General features: G+C 36.5%; 21 protein-coding genes. 10 read left to right on the top strand and 11 right to left on the bottom strand.

What is annotated here, in order from left to right:
• Positions 1 to 524 precede the first annotated feature (524 nt).
• Positions 525 to 1,178 (top strand): ankyrin repeat domain-containing protein, encoded by a 654-nt coding sequence (locus ASE92_RS08865; RefSeq protein ID WP_056849745.1) that lies wholly within the window; start codon positions 525 to 527, stop codon positions 1,176 to 1,178.
• A 134-nt stretch (positions 1,179 to 1,312) separates the two neighbouring features.
• On the opposite strand, the gene ASE92_RS08860 is transcribed toward ASE92_RS08865, so the two are convergent.
• The 5 genes from ASE92_RS08860 to pyrF form a co-directional block, all read right to left on the bottom strand.
• The gene (locus ASE92_RS08860; protein ID WP_056849744.1) at positions 1,313 to 1,531 is read right to left on the bottom strand and encodes a PspC family transcriptional regulator; all 219 of its coding nucleotides are present in this window, start codon (positions 1,529 to 1,531) and stop codon (positions 1,313 to 1,315) included.
• A 98-nt stretch (positions 1,532 to 1,629) separates the two neighbouring features.
• Positions 1,630 to 1,845: a hypothetical protein gene (locus tag ASE92_RS08855; protein WP_056849743.1), complete on the bottom strand. Its 216-nt coding sequence runs from the start codon at positions 1,843 to 1,845 to the stop codon at positions 1,630 to 1,632.
• A gap of 49 nt (positions 1,846 to 1,894) precedes the next feature.
• The gene (locus tag ASE92_RS08850) at positions 1,895 to 3,178 is read right to left on the bottom strand and encodes a DUF2851 family protein (protein ID WP_056849742.1); all 1,284 of its coding nucleotides are present in this window, start codon (positions 3,176 to 3,178) and stop codon (positions 1,895 to 1,897) included.
• 116 nt (positions 3,179 to 3,294) lie between these two features.
• Entirely contained in the window at positions 3,295 to 4,197 is a 903-nt protein-coding gene (locus ASE92_RS08845) for a DMT family transporter (protein ID WP_056849741.1), read from the bottom strand.
• Between the two features lie 109 nt (positions 4,198 to 4,306).
• Entirely contained in the window at positions 4,307 to 5,137 is an 831-nt protein-coding gene (gene pyrF / locus ASE92_RS08840; protein WP_056849740.1) for an orotidine-5'-phosphate decarboxylase, read from the bottom strand.
• A 420-nt stretch (positions 5,138 to 5,557) separates the two neighbouring features.
• Here pyrF and rho point away from each other — a divergent pair, with 420 nt between their 5' ends.
• Together rho and pssA are read left to right on the top strand one after the other, a co-directional pair.
• A complete protein-coding gene (gene rho / locus ASE92_RS08830) occupies positions 5,558 to 7,288 on the top strand; it encodes a transcription termination factor Rho (RefSeq protein WP_056849738.1) in 1,731 nt (576 codons plus the stop codon).
• 96 nt (positions 7,289 to 7,384) lie between these two features.
• Positions 7,385 to 8,086, top strand: coding sequence for a CDP-diacylglycerol--serine O-phosphatidyltransferase (pssA, locus tag ASE92_RS08825; RefSeq protein WP_056849737.1), 702 nt, complete (start codon positions 7,385 to 7,387; stop codon positions 8,084 to 8,086).
• 153 nt (positions 8,087 to 8,239) lie between these two features.
• On the opposite strand, the gene ASE92_RS08820 is transcribed toward pssA, so the two are convergent.
• Together ASE92_RS08820 and folK are read right to left on the bottom strand one after the other, a co-directional pair.
• Positions 8,240 to 8,611 (bottom strand): Hpt domain-containing protein, encoded by a 372-nt coding sequence (locus tag ASE92_RS08820; protein ID WP_056849736.1) that lies wholly within the window; start codon positions 8,609 to 8,611, stop codon positions 8,240 to 8,242.
• 17 nt (positions 8,612 to 8,628) lie between these two features.
• Positions 8,629 to 9,135 (bottom strand): 2-amino-4-hydroxy-6-hydroxymethyldihydropteridine diphosphokinase, encoded by a 507-nt coding sequence (gene folK, locus ASE92_RS08815; RefSeq protein WP_056849735.1) that lies wholly within the window; start codon positions 9,133 to 9,135, stop codon positions 8,629 to 8,631.
• 38 nt (positions 9,136 to 9,173) lie between these two features.
• Here folK and sppA point away from each other — a divergent pair, with 38 nt between their 5' ends.
• Positions 9,174 to 10,940, top strand: coding sequence for a signal peptide peptidase SppA (gene sppA / locus ASE92_RS08810; RefSeq protein WP_056849734.1), 1,767 nt, complete (start codon positions 9,174 to 9,176; stop codon positions 10,938 to 10,940).
• Between the two features lie 111 nt (positions 10,941 to 11,051).
• Here sppA and ASE92_RS08805 read toward each other — a convergent pair whose 3' ends face one another.
• Positions 11,052 to 11,678 (bottom strand): hypothetical protein, encoded by a 627-nt coding sequence (locus ASE92_RS08805; RefSeq protein ID WP_056849733.1) that lies wholly within the window; start codon positions 11,676 to 11,678, stop codon positions 11,052 to 11,054.
• Positions 11,679 to 11,765: 87 nt separating this feature from the next.
• Here ASE92_RS08805 and ASE92_RS08800 point away from each other — a divergent pair, with 87 nt between their 5' ends.
• The 6 genes from ASE92_RS08800 (at position 11,766) to murA (ending at position 18,303) form a co-directional block, all read left to right on the top strand.
• Positions 11,766 to 13,442: a DNA polymerase/3'-5' exonuclease PolX gene (locus tag ASE92_RS08800; RefSeq protein ID WP_056849732.1), complete on the top strand. Its 1,677-nt coding sequence runs from the start codon at positions 11,766 to 11,768 to the stop codon at positions 13,440 to 13,442.
• 141 nt (positions 13,443 to 13,583) lie between these two features.
• Positions 13,584 to 14,186: a DUF4254 domain-containing protein gene (locus ASE92_RS08795; RefSeq protein ID WP_056849731.1), complete on the top strand. Its 603-nt coding sequence runs from the start codon at positions 13,584 to 13,586 to the stop codon at positions 14,184 to 14,186.
• Positions 14,187 to 14,295: 109 nt separating this feature from the next.
• Positions 14,296 to 15,327: a glycosyltransferase family 9 protein gene (locus ASE92_RS08790; protein WP_056849730.1), complete on the top strand. Its 1,032-nt coding sequence runs from the start codon at positions 14,296 to 14,298 to the stop codon at positions 15,325 to 15,327.
• Positions 15,320 to 15,817: a histidine phosphatase family protein gene (locus ASE92_RS08785; protein ID WP_056849729.1), complete on the top strand. Its 498-nt coding sequence runs from the start codon at positions 15,320 to 15,322 to the stop codon at positions 15,815 to 15,817. Before ASE92_RS08790 ends, ASE92_RS08785 begins: the two co-directional genes overlap by 8 nt.
• Positions 15,818 to 16,208: 391 nt before the next feature.
• Positions 16,209 to 16,898 carry a DUF4290 domain-containing protein gene (locus tag ASE92_RS08780; RefSeq protein WP_056849728.1) on the top strand — a complete coding sequence of 230 codons (690 nt, stop codon included), beginning with the start codon at positions 16,209 to 16,211 and terminating at the stop codon, positions 16,896 to 16,898.
• A 79-nt stretch (positions 16,899 to 16,977) separates the two neighbouring features.
• Entirely contained in the window at positions 16,978 to 18,303 is a 1,326-nt protein-coding gene (gene murA / locus ASE92_RS08775) for a UDP-N-acetylglucosamine 1-carboxyvinyltransferase (protein WP_056849727.1), read from the top strand.
• A 287-nt stretch (positions 18,304 to 18,590) separates the two neighbouring features.
• Here the strand turns inward: murA and ASE92_RS08770 are convergent, their stop codons facing one another.
• The 3 genes from ASE92_RS08770 to ASE92_RS08760 form a co-directional block, all read right to left on the bottom strand.
• Positions 18,591 to 19,952 carry a pyridoxal-phosphate dependent enzyme gene (locus ASE92_RS08770; RefSeq protein ID WP_056849726.1) on the bottom strand — a complete coding sequence of 454 codons (1,362 nt, stop codon included), beginning with the start codon at positions 19,950 to 19,952 and terminating at the stop codon, positions 18,591 to 18,593.
• 276 nt (positions 19,953 to 20,228) lie between these two features.
• Positions 20,229 to 21,323, bottom strand: coding sequence for a DNA-processing protein DprA (dprA, locus tag ASE92_RS08765; protein ID WP_056849725.1), 1,095 nt, complete (start codon positions 21,321 to 21,323; stop codon positions 20,229 to 20,231).
• 57 nt (positions 21,324 to 21,380) lie between these two features.
• A complete protein-coding gene (locus tag ASE92_RS08760; protein WP_056849724.1) occupies positions 21,381 to 21,647 on the bottom strand; it encodes a hypothetical protein in 267 nt (88 codons plus the stop codon).
• Positions 21,648 to 21,773 lie beyond the last annotated feature (126 nt).

Genomic DNA, 21,773 nt, shown 5'->3' with positions numbered 1-21,773 from the left:
AGCTTGCAGATTCTTCGTGCCTACAATTGACGTTATTTCTTAACTATCTATAAATAATCGACTTAAGCTTGACTTGTTTTTGCAGTTTTTAAGGCCAAAGTACTGTTTCTCCGTTCTACTTTAAACCGGCCTAACAAATTTTTGGGGCTGTACTGTTCAAGCCTTTGCAGAAACTTTAAAACAAAAATTTTCAGCCGGCACTTTTGTTTCTTTTAGTGCCAAAAGAAAGAAGCCCGTCTGGCTAAGACAAATAAATACCCCGCTGTAAAAACGTCATTCATATTGATTTTTATGAAATAAGTTAACCCTCAGAATGACAATGTATTTAAGATTGTAACAACCAAAAAGTATTTCCGCTTTTGTCGGTTTTATTTAACCAACGTTCTAAACTCTATCAAAAACCTTCTCCTAGAAATTGCATATCTTGTATTTTGCCTGTTACTTAGATATATTTAAACCTGATATGTAAAACTCCATTAATTTTTTGTTAATTTAAATCGATAATTTGTACTAAAATCAATAACATGAGTATAGCGGAACTCGAAGAACAAATTGAAGCAGGAAATTTGGAGGCTGTAAAAGAGATTTTGATTCAAAATCCACAACTGGCTAACACGAATACTTCTCACCACATTTCTCCATTGCTACTAGCCTGTTATTATAAAAAGCAAAGCATAGCAGATATAATTGCAGAATTTTCTAATCAGCTGACTTTGTTTGAAGCTTGCGCCGTAGGTAAATTCGATACCGCTACCCTACTCATTTTCCAAAACCCTGATGATGTTAATAAGTTCTCTGATGATGGTTTTACGCCATTGGGTCTAGCGTGTTATTTCGGTCATGAAGAATTAGCTAGATTTTTGGTACTCAAAGGTGCCGATGTGAACTTAGCATCTAAGAATGGATTTAACGTTTTTCCGATTCATTCCGCAGTTGCGGCTAATAACATAAACATCACGAAGATGCTTTTAGATGCCGGTGCTTACCCTAACGTTTGTCAGAAAGCTGGCTTGGCGCCGCTACATACCGCCGCACAATTAGGAAACATAGAATTAATTATTTTGCTCTTGGAGCATGGTGCAGAAGTAGGCTTACGCATGGAAGGCGGAAAATTGCCAGCAGATTTAGCAGCAGAAAAGGGCTTTAATGAAATTGCAGAGATTTTGAGGGAGGAGTAACGCCCTTGCCCCTAAAGTGGGAAAGAAAAGCAAGAAGTATAAGGTTGAAGATACCTGTTCTGAAATGAAGAGGTATAACTGAGGCGCATTAATCAAACACTAGAAAGGGAAAGCCCGTTCAGGGGTTTGGGGTTCTATTCCCAAATCCTTAACCTAATCTTTTTCATATAGGTTCTAATGTCCAAAACAACCGCTGCCAGGAAATAAAACAGAATCGGAAAACCAACAGCCAGGAAAGATGAATAAATAAAAAACAAACGTACTTTCGCCGTACTCATATTTAGTTTATTGGCCAGGTATGTTGATACGCCAAAACTTTGTTGCTCGAAATAGGTGATGATTCTTTGAAACATGGTTAGCTCATTTTATTTATTGTTTATCAATATCAAAAGGGAAAGCGAATTATCAGCACTAATTTAACAATTTAATTTCGATTAAATTCGAAGTTGCCCTATTCTAAAATGAGCTTTTCGAAGTCTTGCCTGTTTTCATGTTTAATGAATAAAATTTGTTGTTCTTGTAAACCTGAATACTTTTTCTTTAAATCATCTTTAAATTTTTCTATATCAACATCGGCATTCAATATCACTGTCAAAGCATCGGCGTTGCCTCTCACTTCGATAATTTTATCGGGATAAAGCTCTTTAAGTTCGTGTGGAAATTCCATAATGGATAAACCAATTTATAAGGTAGAAAGTTTGGTTAAATTTAAGTAGTTATGCCTGCTTTAAAATTTTTATACCAATACCACAAGATAGACATTTTTTCTGATCGCAATATTGTTTTTTCAATTGCAAAATCCCTTGCGATGCAAAAGCGTTTTCTATTACTACACCTGCAGCGGTAAATTTTTCAGTAATTGCATTTTGCTCTGAGGGTAAACTTTCTAATAACTTAATCGCCCTGCTCACATAGGTTTGTGTCGCGGTATGTTTACCATAAGCAAATAGAAACAAAGCGACAGTGTTAAGCAAAATATTATCAATTGATGTTTTACCTATTTGAATACTTACTGCCTCCGTTTCTTTTTTAAAATGGTAGTGTGTTTTCCAATAGTCGTTTACAGGGAGGTTTTCGAATAATCTACGAAGCTCAGCAACACCACTGATCGCCATCACTTTCGAAAATAGATGATTTGCTTTTACAACCAGTGCTGCAAATTGCGCCAAACGAATGGTTGGGAAATTTTGAGGGCGCATTCGCATAAATTTCCAAATGGAAACCTCAATGGGTTGTATTTTATATTTCTTTTGGAGAAACAGGAATTCTCGTTTAAGCCTTGCAGGATATTCTTCTTTAAAATTATCATTTAAAAAACCGGCTGAACCGAACACTAAAGCCTCAATTAACAGGGGATTATCTTTATGCTTGCTATAGATTTGCTGTGGTATCGCCTTCGCGAAGAGTTCGAAAGGTAAAGAATTTACCTTGAAACCAAAGTTTCGGGCCATGAACCGATAGAAAGTTTCATCCCAATTGCCATTTAATTCGTTGAGTGTTTCTATTACTGCATGTGTTTTCTGCTCAAATCTCTCGATTAATGTTCTCGATAAAAATGAATCGACAATTAATTTATCTACAGTTTTAATTTGAGCAATGCAGGGAAAATCAGTTAACGTTAGAAACAAATTTTCGTACTTCTCAATTAACTCATCCGCAATGCGATTTTTTAATTCTAAAACAGGCAGAACAGACCCATCCATTCGTTTAATTTCTACATCATTCTCATAAACCACATGCAGTATTACGTTATCATAACTTGCATCGGTTTGATGATTGTGCTTTAACCAATCTGAAGCCTTGATGTGGATTTCAATATTCCCTGCCCAAGTCGTTTCACCAAGTTGTATTTTACTGTTACTAAAATCAGGACCAGCATTCCTATTTAAAAAACCTTGATGAATAATCTTCAGATTTTCTCCATCAGCCGTTTTCAAATCATTATTGTCAAACGATCTAAATTGCCAAACATAATGAAGAAAATCTTCAGGAAAATTCATTATTAAAGATACTGAAATATTCCCTAAAGTTTTGGTTTAATTTATTCTGCGCTGTGAATATAGTTCAGTTTTCGTTTAAAGATTTCTCCACTATGGTGGAAATAACGACAAGAAAATTACACTACTTCCGCTTTCTTCTTATAATTCGTAATAAAAACACCGGCAATAATCAAAACAGTTGCAACAATTAAATCTACACCAACATGTTCATTTAGAATTAACCATCCCAAAGATATTGCGATAACTGTATTAAAATAAGTTAGGATAGATACCTCGGATGCAGAAACCTTTTTCAACGCGTAGTGATAGCAGAAATAACCCAGCACCGAGCCAAATACCGCAAGGTAAACCGCAGCAAAGATACTTTCGGTTTTCCAGGAGCTTACCTCAGCCTTGCCAGAAAAAATCAAGGCTAAACCCAATTGAACAATTGCAGAAAATACAAATTGATAAAAAAGATTTAAAAATATGTACTGCGGTTTTCCGCTATGTTTTTTCGAATAAATGGTACCGATTGTCCACCCTGAAACGGCGATCACTAATGACAGGATTCCATTTCTATAGCCGGGTTCGAGTAAGTCGCTAATACCATCCCGAAAAATGAAGACGATTCCAAGGAAACCAACAAATACACCAATAAAACCTTTTAAACTCGGCTTTTGAATCCCCAGAAAAACGCATCCTAGAAAAACCAAAAGAGGTGAAGTGGCATTTATCAAAGAAGTTAATCCACTTGGAATTGTTTTTTCGGCAACGGTGGTCATACCATTCGCAATTACAACCATCAAAATAGAAAGCAATATTTGCCTTTTAAAACTTGCCCACCCTATCCACTTTAATTCTTTCTGCTTGATAAGGATGATTAGAATAATTAAAGATGCAATTGTTTGCCTAATGGCTGTTACGTACCAGGCAGGAATACTTTCTACGGCAACACGAATACCCAAATACGTTGTTCCCCAAATTAAGGCAACGCCAGTTAAGGCAAGGATAAGTTTTAAATCTATTTTGGATTTCATGGTTGGTTAGAAGTTTGCCCCAGAAACACAGAAAACACGGAAATAAATTTAAGTTTTCGTTTTTCGTAGCTAATAAAAATTTTGATTGGAAAAATCTGTGAAGCTGTAGCTAAGCAATATTTGCGTTGACCAATATTTCTTCCATTTCCTGCTGCAATTTTAAAGCCTCTTCTCTTGCCTTTTCTGCAAAATCTTCGCCCTTACTTGCATAAATAATTCCCCGTGAAGAATTAATTAATAATCCGCATTGCGAATTCAAACCGTATTTGCAAACTTCCTGCAAATCTCCTCCTTGTGCACCGACACCCGGAACTAAAAGAAAATGGTTTGGAGCCAGTTTGCGTACATCTGCGAAAGCAGAACCACGGGTTGCGCCAACCACGTACATCATTTGTTCATCGCTTGCCCATTCTTGCGACGTTTTTAATACCTTTTCAAAAAGTCTATCCTCGCCAATTTCTTGTAATTGGAAATCGGCATGACCAGAATTTGAGGTTAATGCCAAAAGAATAACCCATTTATTTTTAAAAGTTAGAAATGGTGTAACCGAATCGCTACCCATATACGGTGCAACGGTAACCGAATCGAAACTCATTTCAGATGATTGCTGATTAAAAAAAGTTTCTGCGTACATAGCAGAAGTATTACCAATATCTCCTCGTTTTGCATCAGCAATAGAAAAAATATCTTGTGGAATATATTTCCAGGTTTCGATTAAAGTTTCCCAACCTTTCTTACCATAACACTCATAAAAAGCGGTGTTTGGTTTATAAGCAACACACAAATCTTTTGTCGCATCAATAATCTGTTTATTGAATTCCAAAATCGGATTTTCATATTTCAGCAAGTGTTTTGGAATTTTATCCAATGAAGAATCCAATCCGACACATAAAAATGAACGCTTTTTTTGTATCTGCTCGAAAAGTTGTTGCTTGGTCATATAAGGGCTTATTTGCTGCAAATATGAGGTTTTTTAAGTTTTTGCAACTACAAAAATATTTTCACATACATTATTTTTATAAACATTTTAAACTTTTTCTTGCGGATTACGTTTCAAATACATACAATTGCAACATAATTCTCAACCGTTTATCTGAATATCCCAGAAAAATTTTATCAAGATTTGTTTTTTGTTACCATTTTTTAAAAGCGAAAATCGTTTTTATTCAGCTTGTAAACATTTATGAAACATTTTGAGTATATCTATTAACCAACTCATCACAGTTTTATAGCCTTAAGAATTTATACACAAAAAAAACCGCTGGGCTTACGCAATCACAAGAGAAGCCTTTGCACATTTTATAACAGGAAGCATCCGTTGTAAACAAATGAAAAATTTCTTGAAACATATATATTTAGAATGTTTAGTAAAACAGAATTAAATGATAAGCTCACACCAGAATTACGTGAGCTTGCAAAATCTTATGGCATTGAAGGTGCCGAATCCCTTAGAAAAATTGACCTTGTTGAAGTACTGTTACACCAGCAAGAAATTATAAATGCAGCTAAAGCAGGCACTGGTGCAGACCCATACAGCGAAAGCGAACCGGTTGCTGTTGCTCCTGCTCCAAAAACTAAAGCAGCTAAAGCAGAAAAAACTCCGAAAGTTGCTGCATCAGCTACTGCTGCTCCTTCTACTCCAGAAAAACCGGTTAAAAAAAGAGCAAGATTAAGTAAAGATGAACCTGCAGCTCCAATTGAAAGAAGAAGAGATTCGGTTACTTTGTTTGATGAGCCGCAACACCAACAACAACCAGAAAGACAACCAGACAGGGTTATTGAATCGGAAGACGGTGGAAGCAAACCAATTTCTGCTTTAATTGAAGAATCGGCTGAAGTGATTCCTGCGGCTCCGAGACAAAAACAAGAGCCAAGAGAAAAGCAAGAAAAACCACAACGCGAAGATAACCGCCAGCAAAAACAACCTGGAGGCGGTAACCACCACAAAAACGAAAACAGTTATTCTAACTTAGATTTCGATAACGTAATTACAAACGAGGGCGTTTTAGAAATTATGCCTGATGGTTACGGTTTCTTACGCTCTGCGGATTATAATTACTTAACCTCTCCTGATGATATTTACGTATCTCAATCTCAAATTAAACTTTTTGGTTTAAAAACCGGTGATACCGTAAAAGGAAGTATTCGTCCACCGAAAGAGGGCGAAAAATATTTCCCTTTAGTTCGTGTAGAAACCATTAATGGAAGAATCCCTGCAGAAGTTCGCGACCGCGTACCATTCGATTATTTAACACCACTTTTTCCAACCGAAAAATTAAATCTTTTTACGGATAACAGCAATTATTCTACTCGTATTATGGATTTGTTCACACCAATTGGTAAAGGACAACGTGGGTTAATTGTAGCGCAACCGAAAACTGGTAAAACTAATTTATTAAAAGAGGTTGCAAATGCAATTGCTAAAAATCACCCAGAAGTTTATTTAATTATTCTTTTAATTGATGAGCGTCCGGAAGAGGTTACTGATATGGCTCGTAGCGTAAGGGCGGAGGTTATTGCCTCTACTTTCGATGAGCCAGCTGAACGACACGTAAAAATTGCCAACATCGTTTTAGAAAAATCCAAGCGTTTGGTAGAAAGCGGACACGATGTGGTTATCCTTTTAGATTCGATTACACGTTTAGCACGTGCTTACAATACCACTGCTCCTGCATCAGGTAAAATTTTATCCGGTGGTGTTGATGCTAATGCATTACATAAACCAAAACGTTTCTTCGGCGCTGCCCGGAACATTGAAAACGGCGGTTCCTTGACAATTTTAGCTACCGCATTAACCGATACAGGTTCTAAAATGGACGAAGTGATCTTCGAAGAATTTAAAGGAACTGGTAACATGGAGTTACAATTAGACCGTAAATTATCGAATAAACGTATCTTCCCTGCTATTGATATAACAGCTTCGAGTACTCGTAGAGATGATTTATTGCTAGACCGTGATATTTTACAACGTGTTTGGATTTTGCGTAACCACCTGGCAGATATGAATAGCCAGGAGGCGATGGAATTTGTACAAGCTCAGATAAAAGGTACAAAAAGCAATGAAGAATTTTTAATTTCGATGAATAGCTAGTAGAGTGTTAAAAGTTAAAGGTTTAAAGTTGAAAGTTTTCCAAATAAGGATCTAGTCACTTTAAACTTTTAACTTTGTACTTTCAACTCAAAATAAATGAAAAGGCATATCCCTAATGCGATTACCTGTGCAAATCTGTTTTCTGGTTGTATCGGAATCGTTTTTGCTTTTAAAGGCGATTTACAAACCGCTGCCTATTTCGTCATTCTTTCGGGCATTTTCGATTTTTTTGATGGAATGGTTGCCCGATTGTTGAATGTAAAGTCGGCGATTGGAAAAGATTTGGATTCGTTGGCAGACATGGTAAGTTTTGGTTTTTTACCAGGCGTGATTATGTTTCAGCTGCTAAAAACCAGTGATTATACTTCTGAATATTTACCCTATTTAGGTTTCTTTATTACTGTTTTTTCAGCCTTGCGATTAGCAAAATTTAATAATGATGAGCGTCAAACCGAAGATTTTATTGGCTTAAATACGCCAATGAATACGCTGTTTATCTGTTCGTTACCGTTTATTGCGACCGATTATCCTCAGGTAATTGGTTCCACTATGCTATTAGTTGCTATCACCGCGATTACCAGCTTTCTTTTGATTAGTGAGATCAAAATCTTCTCTTTGAAGTTTAGCGATTTGAGCTGGGCAAAAAATAAAATCAAGTTTATCTTTCTAATAATATCAGCTGTGCTAATTGCAGTTTTACAATTCGCCGCCATTCCTTTTGTTTTGGTATTCTATATCAGTTTATCAATCCTGCATTTTAGAGGTACTGGCCGCAGCAATATAATAAGTTCGAAATAGTTGCAAGTAATTTACTTCATCCTCAAGCTGAATTTGTTTCAGCATATCTTTCATTAAATACCTTGAATAAATTCAAGGGAACTCCTGCTTTAACTTAACCCTGAATAATAATTTAAATTAAAGCTAAACTTGGGCTTTTCAAAAATTCAGTTATCATTTAGATTGAATCTCATTTTTAGCGACTTCCAATTGAGTATAAATCTCGACTAACAAGGCTTTCAAGCGTTCAACATCTGCGGGGATTTGCTCTACCGCGATCTGATTTCGGGCATTGTCTTCGATAGACTGAACAAAATCTTTAACATCGCTCCGCCCCACATAGCTAAATGTTGGCTTAATTTTATGCGCACAATTGCCAAACTTATCCCAATTTTCACTTGATAAAGCATCTTCCAACTCGGCCAGATAGAAAGGCGTTTGTTCAATAAACGTGTCAAAAACTTCGATCATAAATTCTGGATTATGACCAACCATTTCTTTAAGATATGATAAATCTAAGGGATGATTATCATGATTCTCTTGCATATAACAAAGCTAGATATTTACAATTTCTTAGCGTCTAATTTATCTGTAATATTTTCAAAAATATCCAAAATAGTTTTCCCCAAAATGGGATGTACTATACCTGGGGCAATTTCAGCCAGGGGCGCCATTACAAACCTTCTTTCTTGCATATGCGGATGAGGAACCTGAAGTTTATTTTCGATATCAATAACCTCATTTCCATATAAAATTAAATCAATATCAATTAAACGCTCTCCCCATTTATCTTTCCTAACTCTACCTAAAACTTTTTCTATCTCCAGTGCCTTGTTTAAAACTTCAATAGCAGGAAAGTTAGTCTCAACGGCTACGGCTTGATTTAAAAATGAAGGTTGATCAGTTTTGCCCCATGCTGCAGTTTCATACAAAGCAGAAATTGAAACTACTGAGCCTATATTTTCTGCTATAAGTGCAATTGCTTTATGTAAATTATCTTCTCTATTACCCAAATTTCCCCCCAGTAACAAATAAGCGGTTTGGTACTCTAAAGCCGTATTAAGCATCATGTATTTTTATATCTTTACGGCACAAAATTAACATTTAAATGAAAGATTTTTTCAAGTATCTATTTGCCTCAATGTTAGGATTTTTCCTATCAGCAGTTATTGTTTTCATCATCATCTTTGTAATTATCGTTGGTGCTATTTCTTCCATCGACAGTGATAAAACTGTTACTGTATCGAACAACTCGGTACTATTTTTAAACTTAGACCAACCCATTACAGAACGTACTCCGAAAAATCCGTTTGGTAACCTGCCCATTGTTGGCGGTACCGAAAAAGACGGAATTGGATTAAATGATTTGTTAAAATCTATCCAAAGGGCTAAAACTGATGATAATATTAAATGTATTTATTTGAATGTGAGCAGTCCGAATGCTGGTTTTGCCACTATGCGTGAGGTGAGAAATGCTTTAATTGATTTCAAAAAATCGCATAAAAAAATTATTGCTTACAGCGAGGTTTTTACCCAAGGCGCTTATTATCTGGCATCTGCTGCTGATAAAGTTTATTTAAATCCCGAAGGAGCTTTGGAATTTAAAGGCTTTAGTTCTGAACTCACATTTTTTAAAGGTACGCTGGAAAAAGTAGGCGTAGAAATGCAGGTGATTCGTGTTGGTAATTACAAAAGTGCGGTAGAACCTTTCATTTTAGATAAAATGAGTGATTATAACCGCAAACAAGTTACCGCTTATGTAGGTGGTTTGTACAATACATTTTTAACTGATATTGCTAAAAGCAGAGATATTCAAAAAGATAGTTTGTACAAAATTGCTGATGATTATAGAATTAGAGAACCTCAGGATGCAGCTAATTTTAAAATGGTTGATGCATTAAAATATAAAGATCAAATTTTAGAAGAATTAAAGGGATTATCAGGCAGAACCAGAGGCGAAAATGTACGTACAGTTTCTATTAATGATTATGTTAAAAACAATACTGAAACAGGCTCAGGAAAGGATAAAGTCGCTGTAATTTATGCCAATGGAGAAATTAGTGGCGGCGAGGGCAACGATAATCAAATTGGTTCCGAACGCATTTCGAGAGCAATTCGTAAAGCTCGTTTAGATGATGACATCAAAGCAGTTGTAATCCGTGTAAATTCTCCTGGCGGTAGTGCATTAGCATCGGATGTGATATGGAGAGAAATCGTGTTAACAAAAAAGGAAAAACCTGTTATCGCTTCATTTGGTGATGTTGCGGCATCTGGCGGTTATTACATCGGCTGTGCTGCCGATAGCATTTTTGTTCAGCCGAATACTATTACCGGCTCTATTGGTGTTTTTGGCCTCATTCCAAATTTTCAGAACTTAATGACCAACAAATTGGGAATTACTTTCGACGGTGTTAAAACTGGGAAATACGCTGATATTATGGCAACCAACCGCCCAATGACAGCTGGAGAAAGATTCATTATTCAGAACGAATTAAACAGAATTTACAGTGGTTTTGTAAATCGCGTGGCAGATGGCAGAAAGAAAAGCAAAGCTTATATTGATAGCATTGGTGGTGGCCACGTTTGGATTGGAACCGACGCAGTTCAAATTGGTTTAGCTGATAGAATTGGAAGTTTCAACGACGCGATTAAGGCTGCAGCAAAAAAAGCAAAAATCAAGGAATACAAAGTGGTAGAATACCCTGATGTTGTCGATCCTTTGAAATCTTTTATGGATGAAAGTACAGACAGGATCAAAACGTACTACACTAAACAAGAGTTGGGTGATAATTATATGCTTTATCAGCAAATGAAAAAAGTTATTGCCAGTTCAGGAATTCAGGCAAGGATGCCTTTTGAAGCGGTTATAAAGTAATACTTAATGGAAAAAGTAAGAGAGATGATGGCATCGACCAACTCCGCTCTTACTTTTTCCATTTTTCCTAATCCCCTTTTCAATTCTCCATTTTCAATTCCCTATTCCAACTTATTCAATCATTTTCCACTCCGGATGTAAAGTCAAATAGGTCCCATTAACCGATTGATTCAATGGATGAACCGTTAGAGAAATACTTTTTCCTTTCAAAAACTCAAATCCAATTCCGTCTTGCTTGGCATCGTAAACGGTTACGGTATCTTTTTGATCATTTAAATAAGTAGAAATTCGTTCCATAGCAGGGAATTTCAATTTAGTGTCCGATTCATTTAATCCAACAGTAAAACCATCCTGGGTTTTGTACTTCGGTGAAGTAATTCTAATCTGTTTCACATCTTTCACTCGCATGGTCGAATCTCGATAAGATGAATAAACAGCAATTTCATCTTTTTGTTCAACTCCAGAATCTTTGCTAAACCAAATACCCCATGCCTTGCCCATTGCCGCATCGCCAGCATCAGGTTTACCAAGCAATGCTCCTACTTTTTCCATATTTTCACCCAGAGAAATTTCACCCACTGAGCGACCAGGAACAATCAAATAGCGAGAATCGACTATGCGGCCTGGACCCGACTCAATACTTTCTATCGAATCGGTTTTATGCTGCGAGTTTTGCGAGGATTGACAAGCTGCCGTACTAATGGTCACGCCAAGAAGGATGATTTTTGAGAATTTCATGACTCTAGAACAACACAGCAATTAATTCTGTTTGAAAAAATACCGCTCCCAAAAGTTTTAACGCTTTATTTCCTAATTTTACAGCTTATGGAAAACAAAACCATCGCCCGTACCTTACGCCTCTTATCGCAGTTAATGGAATTACATGAAGTAAATCCATTCAAAATAAAATCAATAGCCAATGCTTATTTTAAAATTGATAAACTTCCTTTTGCACTTAAAGACAAACCTTTAGATGAGATCGATAAAATTGATGGCATTGGTAAAAGTTTGGCAGGAAAAATCATCGAATTATTGCAAACCGGCGAACTTAAAGAACTAAATGATATCATTGGAGAAACACCCGAAGGCGTTGTAGAAATGCTCGGTATCAAAGGGATTGGTCCAAAGAAAATTTTAATTATTTGGAGAACCTTAGGCATTGAAAGTATTGGAGAACTTTATTATGCCTGCAACGAAAACCGATTAATTGAAGCCAAAGGTTTTGGCCTAAAAACACAAGAAGAGATTAAAAATGCTATTGAGTTTAAGCTGGCCGCAAACGGCAGATTCCTTTACGCTCAATTAGAAGACCTTGCAAACACCATATACGCACAAATCTCCGAATGGCTAATTAAAGTTGATAACCATTCTTCCTTAGGTTTTGCTGGTCAATTTCGCCGTGCTTGCGAAATTATTGATGAGTTGGAATTTGTAATCGGTGCTGAACATGTAGAAGAAGTACAAACTAGCCTGGAGACTTTTGAGCCGCTTTCGTTAATTGCTGGCGAAGATTGTTTCATTACGACAACCGAAGCTGGTTTGAGAATTAAAGTTTTTGTTGTTGATAAATCTTATTTTTATTTAGAATGGTTTAAACTGACGGGAAATACCGAACACGTTGAACAGGTTTTAAAATTGGCTGGCGATGGCCCTTTTAAAAGTGAAGAGGCTATTTACAGTAAAGCTGGATTAGCTTTTATTGAGCCCGAACTGCGTGAAGGTTTAGATGAAATAGCATTAGCCAAAGAAAACAATCTACCCAAACTCATCACGGATGAAGACTTAAAAGGAAGTTTGCATAATCATTCTACGTGGAGCGATGGAGTTCATACGCTCGAGCAGATGGCTGTCTATTGCAAAGACACACTGAACTTACAATATTTAGGCATCTGCGACCACTCGAAAACAGCAGTTTATGCAAAAGGGTTAAATGAGCATCGTGTTTTTGCACAACATCTGGAAATTGATGAGTTGAACAAAAAATTATCACCTTTTAAAATTTTTAAAGGGATTGAAAGTGATATATTGAGTGATGGTTCTTTGGATTATTCTGACGAAGTGCTTAAAACTTTCGATTTTGTGGTGGCCTCTGTACACAGCAATCTTCGAATGGATGAATCCAAAGCGACTGCCCGGTTATTAAAGGCTATTGAAAATCCCTACACCACTATTTTGGGGCACCCAACAGGGCGTTTACTGTTAAGCAGAGCAGGTTACCCGATTGATTATAAAAAAATAATTGATGCCTGTGCCGCAAATAAGGTCGTTATCGAAATCAATGCAAATCCTTTACGATTGGATTTGGATTGGCGTTGGCATCATTATGCTTTGGAAAAAGGAGTATTGCTTTCAGTAAACCCCGATGCTCACAGAACCGAAGGCTTCCACGACATGCGTTACGGAATTTTAGTAGCCCGCAAAGGTGGATTAAGCGCAGACAAATGTCTAAATGCTTTTGCTTTACAGGAAATAACGGAATATTTTAACGCTAAAAAAGGTTAGCCACAGATTTGCAGATTAAATGTTGTTTTATAAATAACCACAGATAGACAGGATCAACACAGATATTCTTTCAGGATTTAACTATTCCTCAATCTCTATTCATCTGTGAGAATCTGTTGTAAAAAACCCTAACTTTGCCTCATGATCAGTGAAATTGCCAACCGCATCTTTAACGAAGTAATTACAGATTACCATAAGTTTGATGATATCGACCACCTGGTTGAAAATCCATATGATGCCGAAACCTTAGAACATCTTTTCTATATTAAAAATTGGATCGACACAGCTCAATGGCATATGGAAGATGTGATCCGTAACCCGCAGATCGACCCTATTGACGGCCTGAAATGGAAGAGACGTATTGATGCACAAAACCAGGTGCGTACCGACATGGTAGAGTTTATAGATGGATATTTCTTAAATCTTTATCGTGGAATTTCGGCTTTGCCAGATGCGAAAATCAACACGGAAAGTCCGGCTTGGGCAATAGACAGGCTTTCCATTCTGGCTTTGAAAATCTACCACATGCAGGAAGAAGCAGAACGAGAAAGTGCATCAGCTGAACACCGTGAGCAATGCCAAACGAAACTCAATGTTTTATTATCGCAACGCGAAGATTTATCGACAAGCATAAATGAATTATTAGCTGATATTGAGGCTGGCAAAAAATACATGAAAGTTTATAAGCAAATGAAAATGTATAACGATCCTAACTTAAATCCGGTGTTGTATAATAAAGCCTAACTCCACAAGTCGTCATTGTTAAACACGAAGCAATCCTACAACTTTTGCTATACAACCCATAGCTTAAGATTGCTTCGTGCCTAGCAATAACGAGTGATTCAAAAAAGCCATGTCATCAACAGAAAAAATTATCGTTTTACGTTTTTCAGCTATGGGCGATGTAGCGATGGTAGCTTCTGTTTTGAAAGAATTTTCTCAGCAAAATCCATCAGTAGAAATTATATTGGTCAGTCGTGAGGCCTATAAACCATTTTTTGACGGTATTGAGCATTTGACTTTTCATGCCATTCAACCCAAGACCATCCACAAAGGAATCTCCGGGCTGTATAAACTTTACAAAGAGCTCCGAAAATATAAACCAACAGCCATTGCGGATTTGCATGATAATTTAAGAAGCAGAGCGATTTCAACTTTTTTTCGATTAACTGGTATAAAAATTAAGCGAATTGACAAAGGCAGAGCCGAGAAAAAAGCATTAACGCATTCTGTTAATAAAATATTTCAACCCTTACGACAAACTGTAGAACGTTATGCTGATGTATTCCGCGAACTAGGTTTTGAGGTTAATCTGAGCCATAAGCTTAAAAAAAAACCGAAGAAATTACCTGTAAGAGCTGAGTATTTATTTAAAGATGAAACGAAAAAGAAACTGGGCATCTCCCCTTTTGCACAGCACATTTACAAGGTTTATCCGTTAGACAAAATGGAGGTAGTAATTGCTGGATTATCTGCTTCAGGCTATGAAATTTTTATTTTCGGGGGTGGAAAAACCGAACAGGCAATTGCTGAACCATGGGCCAAAATTTATCCAAACACGCATAATTTAATTGGCAATTTTAACCTTACAGAAGAGCTTGCGATTATTTCAAACTTGGATTTGATGCTTAGTATGGATTCATCAGGTATGCATATGGCTTCGTTGGTGGGTGTTCCTGTAGTTTCTGTTTGGGGACCGACACATCCTTATGCGGGGTTTTTAGGCTATGGTCAGTTGGAAAGCGATTGTATCCAAGTTGACCATCCTAATCGGCCAAATTCTATTTATGGAAACAAACCATGTATGTGTGGTGTTGAGAGCTGTATGGATTTAATAAATCCTGAAACGATTGTAAATAAAATTAAAGAAAAACTAAATGGCTAAGCAATTATTATTGGTTCGTCACGGAAAATCAGACTGGACAAATTTAGATTTAAAAGATTTTGATCGTCCGTTGAATAAACGTGGTAAAGAGAATGCACCAGAAATGGCAGAACGTTTGATCAATAAGGGGTTCAAATTCGATTTGATGGTAAGCAGTCCGGCAAAGCGAGCGAAATCTACTGCAAAATTTTTTGCTGAAGCTTATCAAATTGATGATATTCAATATGAGGAAGCCATTTATGAGGCAAATACCAATACGCTTTTAAATGTAGTAAATGGTTTGAATGATGAGGCAGATACTGTGATTATGTTTGGTCATAACCCTGGGTTTACCGATTTGGCAAATGAATTAAGCGGTGCTGATATTGCCAATATCCCAACAGCAGGAATGGTATTAATATCTTTTCCTTTCGATTCATGGAAGATGCTGAGCAGAGGAACGGGCGATTTGGTGTTTTTTGATTATCCAAAGAATAGTGATGAAGTGTAGGTTTTTGCCACGGAAACACTGAAGACACGGAAGAATAAATCGTCATTTCGACCGAAGTGGAAAAATCCTTTTCAGTTTTTTAAAGGTTTTGCTCTGGGCTTAGATCCCAAAAATGCACATCCCTTTCTTAGATAAACTGATTGAAATGAAAAGCCCCAATTTTTTATTGGGCTTGTCATGTAAAGAAGGGCTGAAAAACCAAAACAACCACCAACCCATCACTTCCAAATAAAATCTAAAATCGTAACCCTAAAATCGTAATTTTAATTATCTTTGAACTATAAATAACGAAAGTCCGGCAATAGACATTTCGGTGAATTCATAACCTCATCTCCTCTGGTTATTTCATAATTCGTATCGCCGGCAGATTTATCCATTAAATTATCTGTACATGAATTTTGATTATAATACTACGCGTAGCCATTTGATTTTATCAGAATATGGCCGCAACGTTCAGAATATGGTGAAGTATATTTGCGAATTACCAACTATTGAAGAACGTAATAAATATGCCCAGGCGGTTATCGACCTGATGGGATTTTTGCAACCGCACTTACGTGATGTTGCCGATTTTAAACATAAACTTTGGGATCACTTGCACATTATTTCTGGCTATCAGATAGATGTGGAAAGCCCTTACCCAAAACCTTTACCGGAAAATGCTTTTAAAAAACCAGAGCCACTTCCCTATCCTCAGCAACGGATTACCTACAAACATTACGGTAAAACAGTTGAGAATTTGATTGAAAAAGCTATGCGGGAGGAAAATCCGGAGCACAAAAAAGCTATGGTTCAGGGAATTGCAAACTTTATGAAAATGGCTTACGTTACCTGGAACAAGGATAATGTAAGCGACGACACGATAATCAAAGATTTGAAATATCTTTCTGGTGGATTATTATCGCTTGATGAGGGCGTGAACCTGGCTAAAGTAGAGTTTAGAGCTCAGAATCCTCGTCAGAATACTAATAATAATAACCGCGGAAGAACGAATAACAATAATAATAACGGCAAAAACCGTCAAAACAATAACAACAATAGTAATCGCGGACGAAACAATAATAATAAACCTAAATATTAATAACTTTTAATTGTCATGTTGAGCCTGTCGAAATACTGTCTTCGATAAACTCAGGCTGACACTTCACATAAAAAAATATATGAACGCATTTGAGATAACAGGCGGAATTAAATTAAAAGGCGAAATCACTCCTCAAGGGGCCAAGAATGAGGCCTTACAGATTCTATCTGCAGTTTTACTTACACGAGAAAAGGTAACCATCAGCAATATTCCTGATATTAAAGATGTAAACAAACTGATTGAACTTTTGGGCGATTTGGGCGTTGCTGTTGAGCGCATCGACAAAGACACTTATACCTTCGAAGCAAAAGATATTAATTTAAATTTCTTTGAATCAGATACTTTTAAAGCTAAGGGTGGTGGTTTACGAGGTTCAATAATGATTGTTGGTCCGTTGTTGGCACGTTTTGGTAAAGCTGCAATTCCTAAACCTGGAGGCGATAAAATTGGTCGAAGAAGATTGGATACGCACTTTATCGGTTTCGAAAAGTTAGGTGCAAAATTCATTTATGATAGTAAAAAAGCTTTCTTCAATGTTGATGCTACTGATTTAAAAGGTGCTTATATCCTGTTAGATGAGGCTTCGGTTACCGGAACAGCGAACATCGTAATGGCTGCCGTTTTAGCAAAAGGTACAACAACGATTTATAATGCTGCATGCGAACCTTATTTACAGCAGCTTTGTAAAATGCTGAATCGCATGGGTGCTAAAATATCTGGTATTGGTTCGAATTTGTTAACCATTGAGGGTGTTAAGGTTTTGGGCGGAACAGAACACAGAATGCTACCTGACATGATTGAGATTGGCTCTTTCATCGGTATGGCAGCAATGACTGAATCCGAAATTACTATTAAAAACGTATGTTACGATGAGCTTGGCGTAATACCTGAAGTATTTAAGAAACTGGGTATTAAACTAGAACGCAGAGGTGATGATATTTATGTGCCATCGCAAAAGCATTATGAAATTGATACTTTTATTGATGGCTCGATTTTAACGATTGCTGATTCTCCTTGGCCAGGATTCACTCCTGATTTATTGAGTATTGTTTTGGTTGTGGCTACACAAGCAAAAGGAAACGTTTTAATTCATCAAAAAATGTTTGAGAGTCGTTTATTCTTTGTGGATAAATTGATTGACATGGGCGCTCAAATTATTCTCTGTGATCCACACCGTGCTACTGTTAACGGTATTGATAAAAAATACAAACTTCGCGGTATCAGCATGACTTCACCGGATATCAGAGCAGGAGTGTCGCTATTGATTGCGGCTCTTTCTGCTGAAGGTAAATCAACTATTTACAACATTGAGCAAATTGAGCGTGGTTATCAGGATATTGATACGCGTTTAAGAGCTTTAGGTGCGCAGATTAAGCGTGTTAACGCTGATGCGCCAGGCCATTAAAGGTTTTTAGCGTTGAAAGATTAATGCTGATAGACTAAAGATAAATAGCATCATGCAAAAACGCCCGCGTAATAATTACCCGGGCGTTTTTTTGTGACTTCTCGTTCACGTAACAAGCAATATATCGGCCGCTAGTTGATCACCCAAAGCATTAAGATTGCTTTGTACCTCGCAATGACGACCGACTCAAAACTATTCGAATGAATAGCAAACCCCTTCCATCATCTATTCCCTATTCTCCATTCCCTATTTCCTATTCTCTATTTACTACTCCTCAACAAATATCCTTACCCCGATATCGCGTTTATAATATCATATTGCGTAATAATTTCAATTTTTCCTGATTCATCTTCTACCAAAACGGCTGAATTTTCTTTGTTAATTAACGATGAAATTTTATCAATAGAGGTATTCAAATCAACGAAAGGAAAAGTTGCCGTCATGATTTCTGATATCGGTGCAGATTTCAAACCCGGGTTTTCAAGTAAAGCAGTTAAAATATCACTTTCGGCAATTTTACCTACAATCATTCCTTGTTGTGTTACCGGAATTTGCGAAATATTCATCGATTTAATCGTATTGATCGCCTCTAAGACAGACTTTGTTGCATCGAGGGTTACAATTTCTGTTGCTTCCTTTTTAGCTAGAATTGATTTTGCTGTTAGTTTTTCATCATGTAAAAAACCTCGTTCCCTTAACCAATCTTCATTGTACATTTTGCCCATATAACGGCTACCGTGGTCATGAAAAATAACCACAACAACATCTTCGGGTTTTAACTTATCTTTCAATTGAATTAACCCACCAATTGCAGCGCCAGCAGAGTTTCCAACAAAAATACCTTCTTTACGGGCAATATCGCGAGTCATTAAAGCGGCATCTTTATCGGTTACTTTTTCAAATAAATCAATTACATCGAAGTTTACATTCGCTGGTAAAAAATCTTCGCCAATTCCTTCGGTGATGTATGGATAGATTTCATCTTTATCAAAAATTCCAGTTTCCTTATATTTCTTGAAAACTGAACCGTAAGTGTCGATCCCCCAAACCTGAATATTCGGATTTTTCTCTTTCAGATATTTACCTGTACCAGAAATTGTGCCTCCGGTACCAACGCCAACAACCAGGTGAGTAATTTTTCCCTCAGTTTGTTCCCAAATTTCCGGACCAGTTTGTTCATAGTGAGCGGCAGTATTTGCCAAATTATCATATTGATTTGGCTTCCATGAATTAGGAACTTCACGCTCTAAACGAGACGAAACAGAATAATAGGAACGCGGATCTTCCGGCTCCACATTTGTTGGACAAACAATAACCTCGGCACCAAAAGCACGTAAAGCATCTACTTTTTCTTTAGATTGTTTGTCAGTTGTAGTGAAAATACACTTGTAGCCTTTGATAATGGCAGCCATCGCCAAGCCCATGCCTGTATTTCCTGATGTTCCCTCAATAATGGTTCCGCCAGGTTTTAACTTACCGCTTTTCTCTGCATCTTCAATCATTTTTACCGCCATACGATCTTTGATTGAATTACCTGGATTGGTAGTTTCTATTTTTGCTAAAATTGTTCCAGGAACACCTTTTGTAATTGTATTTAATTTCACCAATGGCGTATTACCAATGGTTTCTAATATGTTATTGTACCACATGATACAAAATTAAGCAAAGCTATTAACTATTTTACAAACTATATTTTATTTAAAATATAATTTTAATAAACTCATTTTAATGAAATTTTATTCTATAATCTATCAATAAGATAGGTATTATAGATTGATTATTAGGCGAAATGCAATATTGTTTATAGGTTAATCACAGATTCGCAGATTAAAAATCAATTATACTTCTAAATAAATTACAATAAATAAGATGCTGAAAGGATTCAGCATGACGCCAATGTAAAAATCTGTGAATCTGCGGCTAACTTAGGCCAACTTATAAACCTTGCCAGGCATTGAAACAATTATCCCTTGCATTTCTAAGGTGAGAATAACTATGGCCAATTTGCTTTGCTGAATAGCTAATGAAATACAAAGTTCATCAATAGAAAGTTGACCGCTTTGTAAAGCATCAACAACTTTCTGCTCATTTGCAGTAAGATTGAGCTGCAAAGTAGTTTGCGCTTGTTTCTTCTTTTCTTTCACTTCATCATCCCAACCTAAATAATAAATCAAATCATTTGCATTGTTTATCAACCCTGCCCGATTGGTCTTAATTAAAAAGTTGCAACCTTCAGAAAAAGCATCATTTGTTCTGCCTGGAAAAGCATAAACATCTTTATTATAAGAGTTTGCAATTTCTGCTGTAATTAACGCCCCACCTTTAATGGATGCCTCAACAACAATAGTGGCATCGGCAATGCCAGCAATAATTCTATTTCTCTGTGGAAAATTTTGTCTGTCTGGATTTGTCAATGTTGGAAATTCGGAAAGTAAGCCACCGTTTAAAACCATTTTTTGAGAAACTGGTTTATGAATTTGCGGATATAATCGATCTAATCCATGCCCTAAAACACCAACGGTGGGAATATCATTGGCGATACATTCTTTGTGAGCGGTAACATCGATACCATAAGCGAGCCCGCTAACAATTAACACGTTATATGGTGCTAAAACCTCACAAAGCTGCTTACACAGAGTTTTGCCATATTCAGTTGCATTACGAGTACCTACAACGCTAATAATTCTCGAGTGATTCAAATCTGCTTTACCTTTAAAGTAAAGTAAAATCGGAGAATCAAAACAGTTTTTTAAGCGTTTTGGATAATTTTCATCTGAAAAAAAAAGAACTTCAATTCCATGTTTTTCAATAAATTTTAGTTCTTCAGCTGCTCGTTTCAAAGCATCAGTATTCAATATTGCTTCAACAGTTTTCTCGCCAATACCCGGAATTTGAAGCAATTGATTTTTTGTAGCAGAAAAAACAGCTTCAGCGCTGCCACAATAGGCTAATAAATTTTTGGCATTTACCGGACCAATGGATTTAATGAAAGTTAAAGCAATTTTATGAAGCGTACTCATTAATTTTCAGGCTAAGGTGAATAAATGCGGGATGATTTATTTCCTTACAAAGACAACCTAAAAATCAATATCAATTAAACTTTTAATTGGGATATGAATATTATTTTTTAGCTGAATGTATTTTTCTGTTACTGCCCAAACCGTAGTATCTACGCGTTTAGGGCCAATTGTTGTGTTAAAAGTAATCACCGCTTTGGATTTGAACTCATTCCCAAGTCTTTGAGCCTCATCAAGTTTAGTTTTTAGTTCTTCTGTATGATCTTCTTTTGCATTGATGATATTCAAATAGCTTAAATGTTCTTTTTCTACAATTTCTATTGGCATAGCTTCTCTTTAACGATTAATGTTAAACAAGCTTATTGATTTTTTCGAAGAAAAACAACCGCAAACACTCATTTTATGTAATAATTAACAAAAAAAAACCTCGATTTTCATCGAGGCTAAATTTCT

It is taken from the genome of Pedobacter sp. Leaf41 (assembly GCF_001422545.1).
Lineage (GTDB): Bacteria > Bacteroidota > Bacteroidia > Sphingobacteriales > Sphingobacteriaceae > Pedobacter.
Note: the sequence above shows the minus strand (reverse complement) of the source record. Positions and strands in the feature narration are given on the sequence as shown.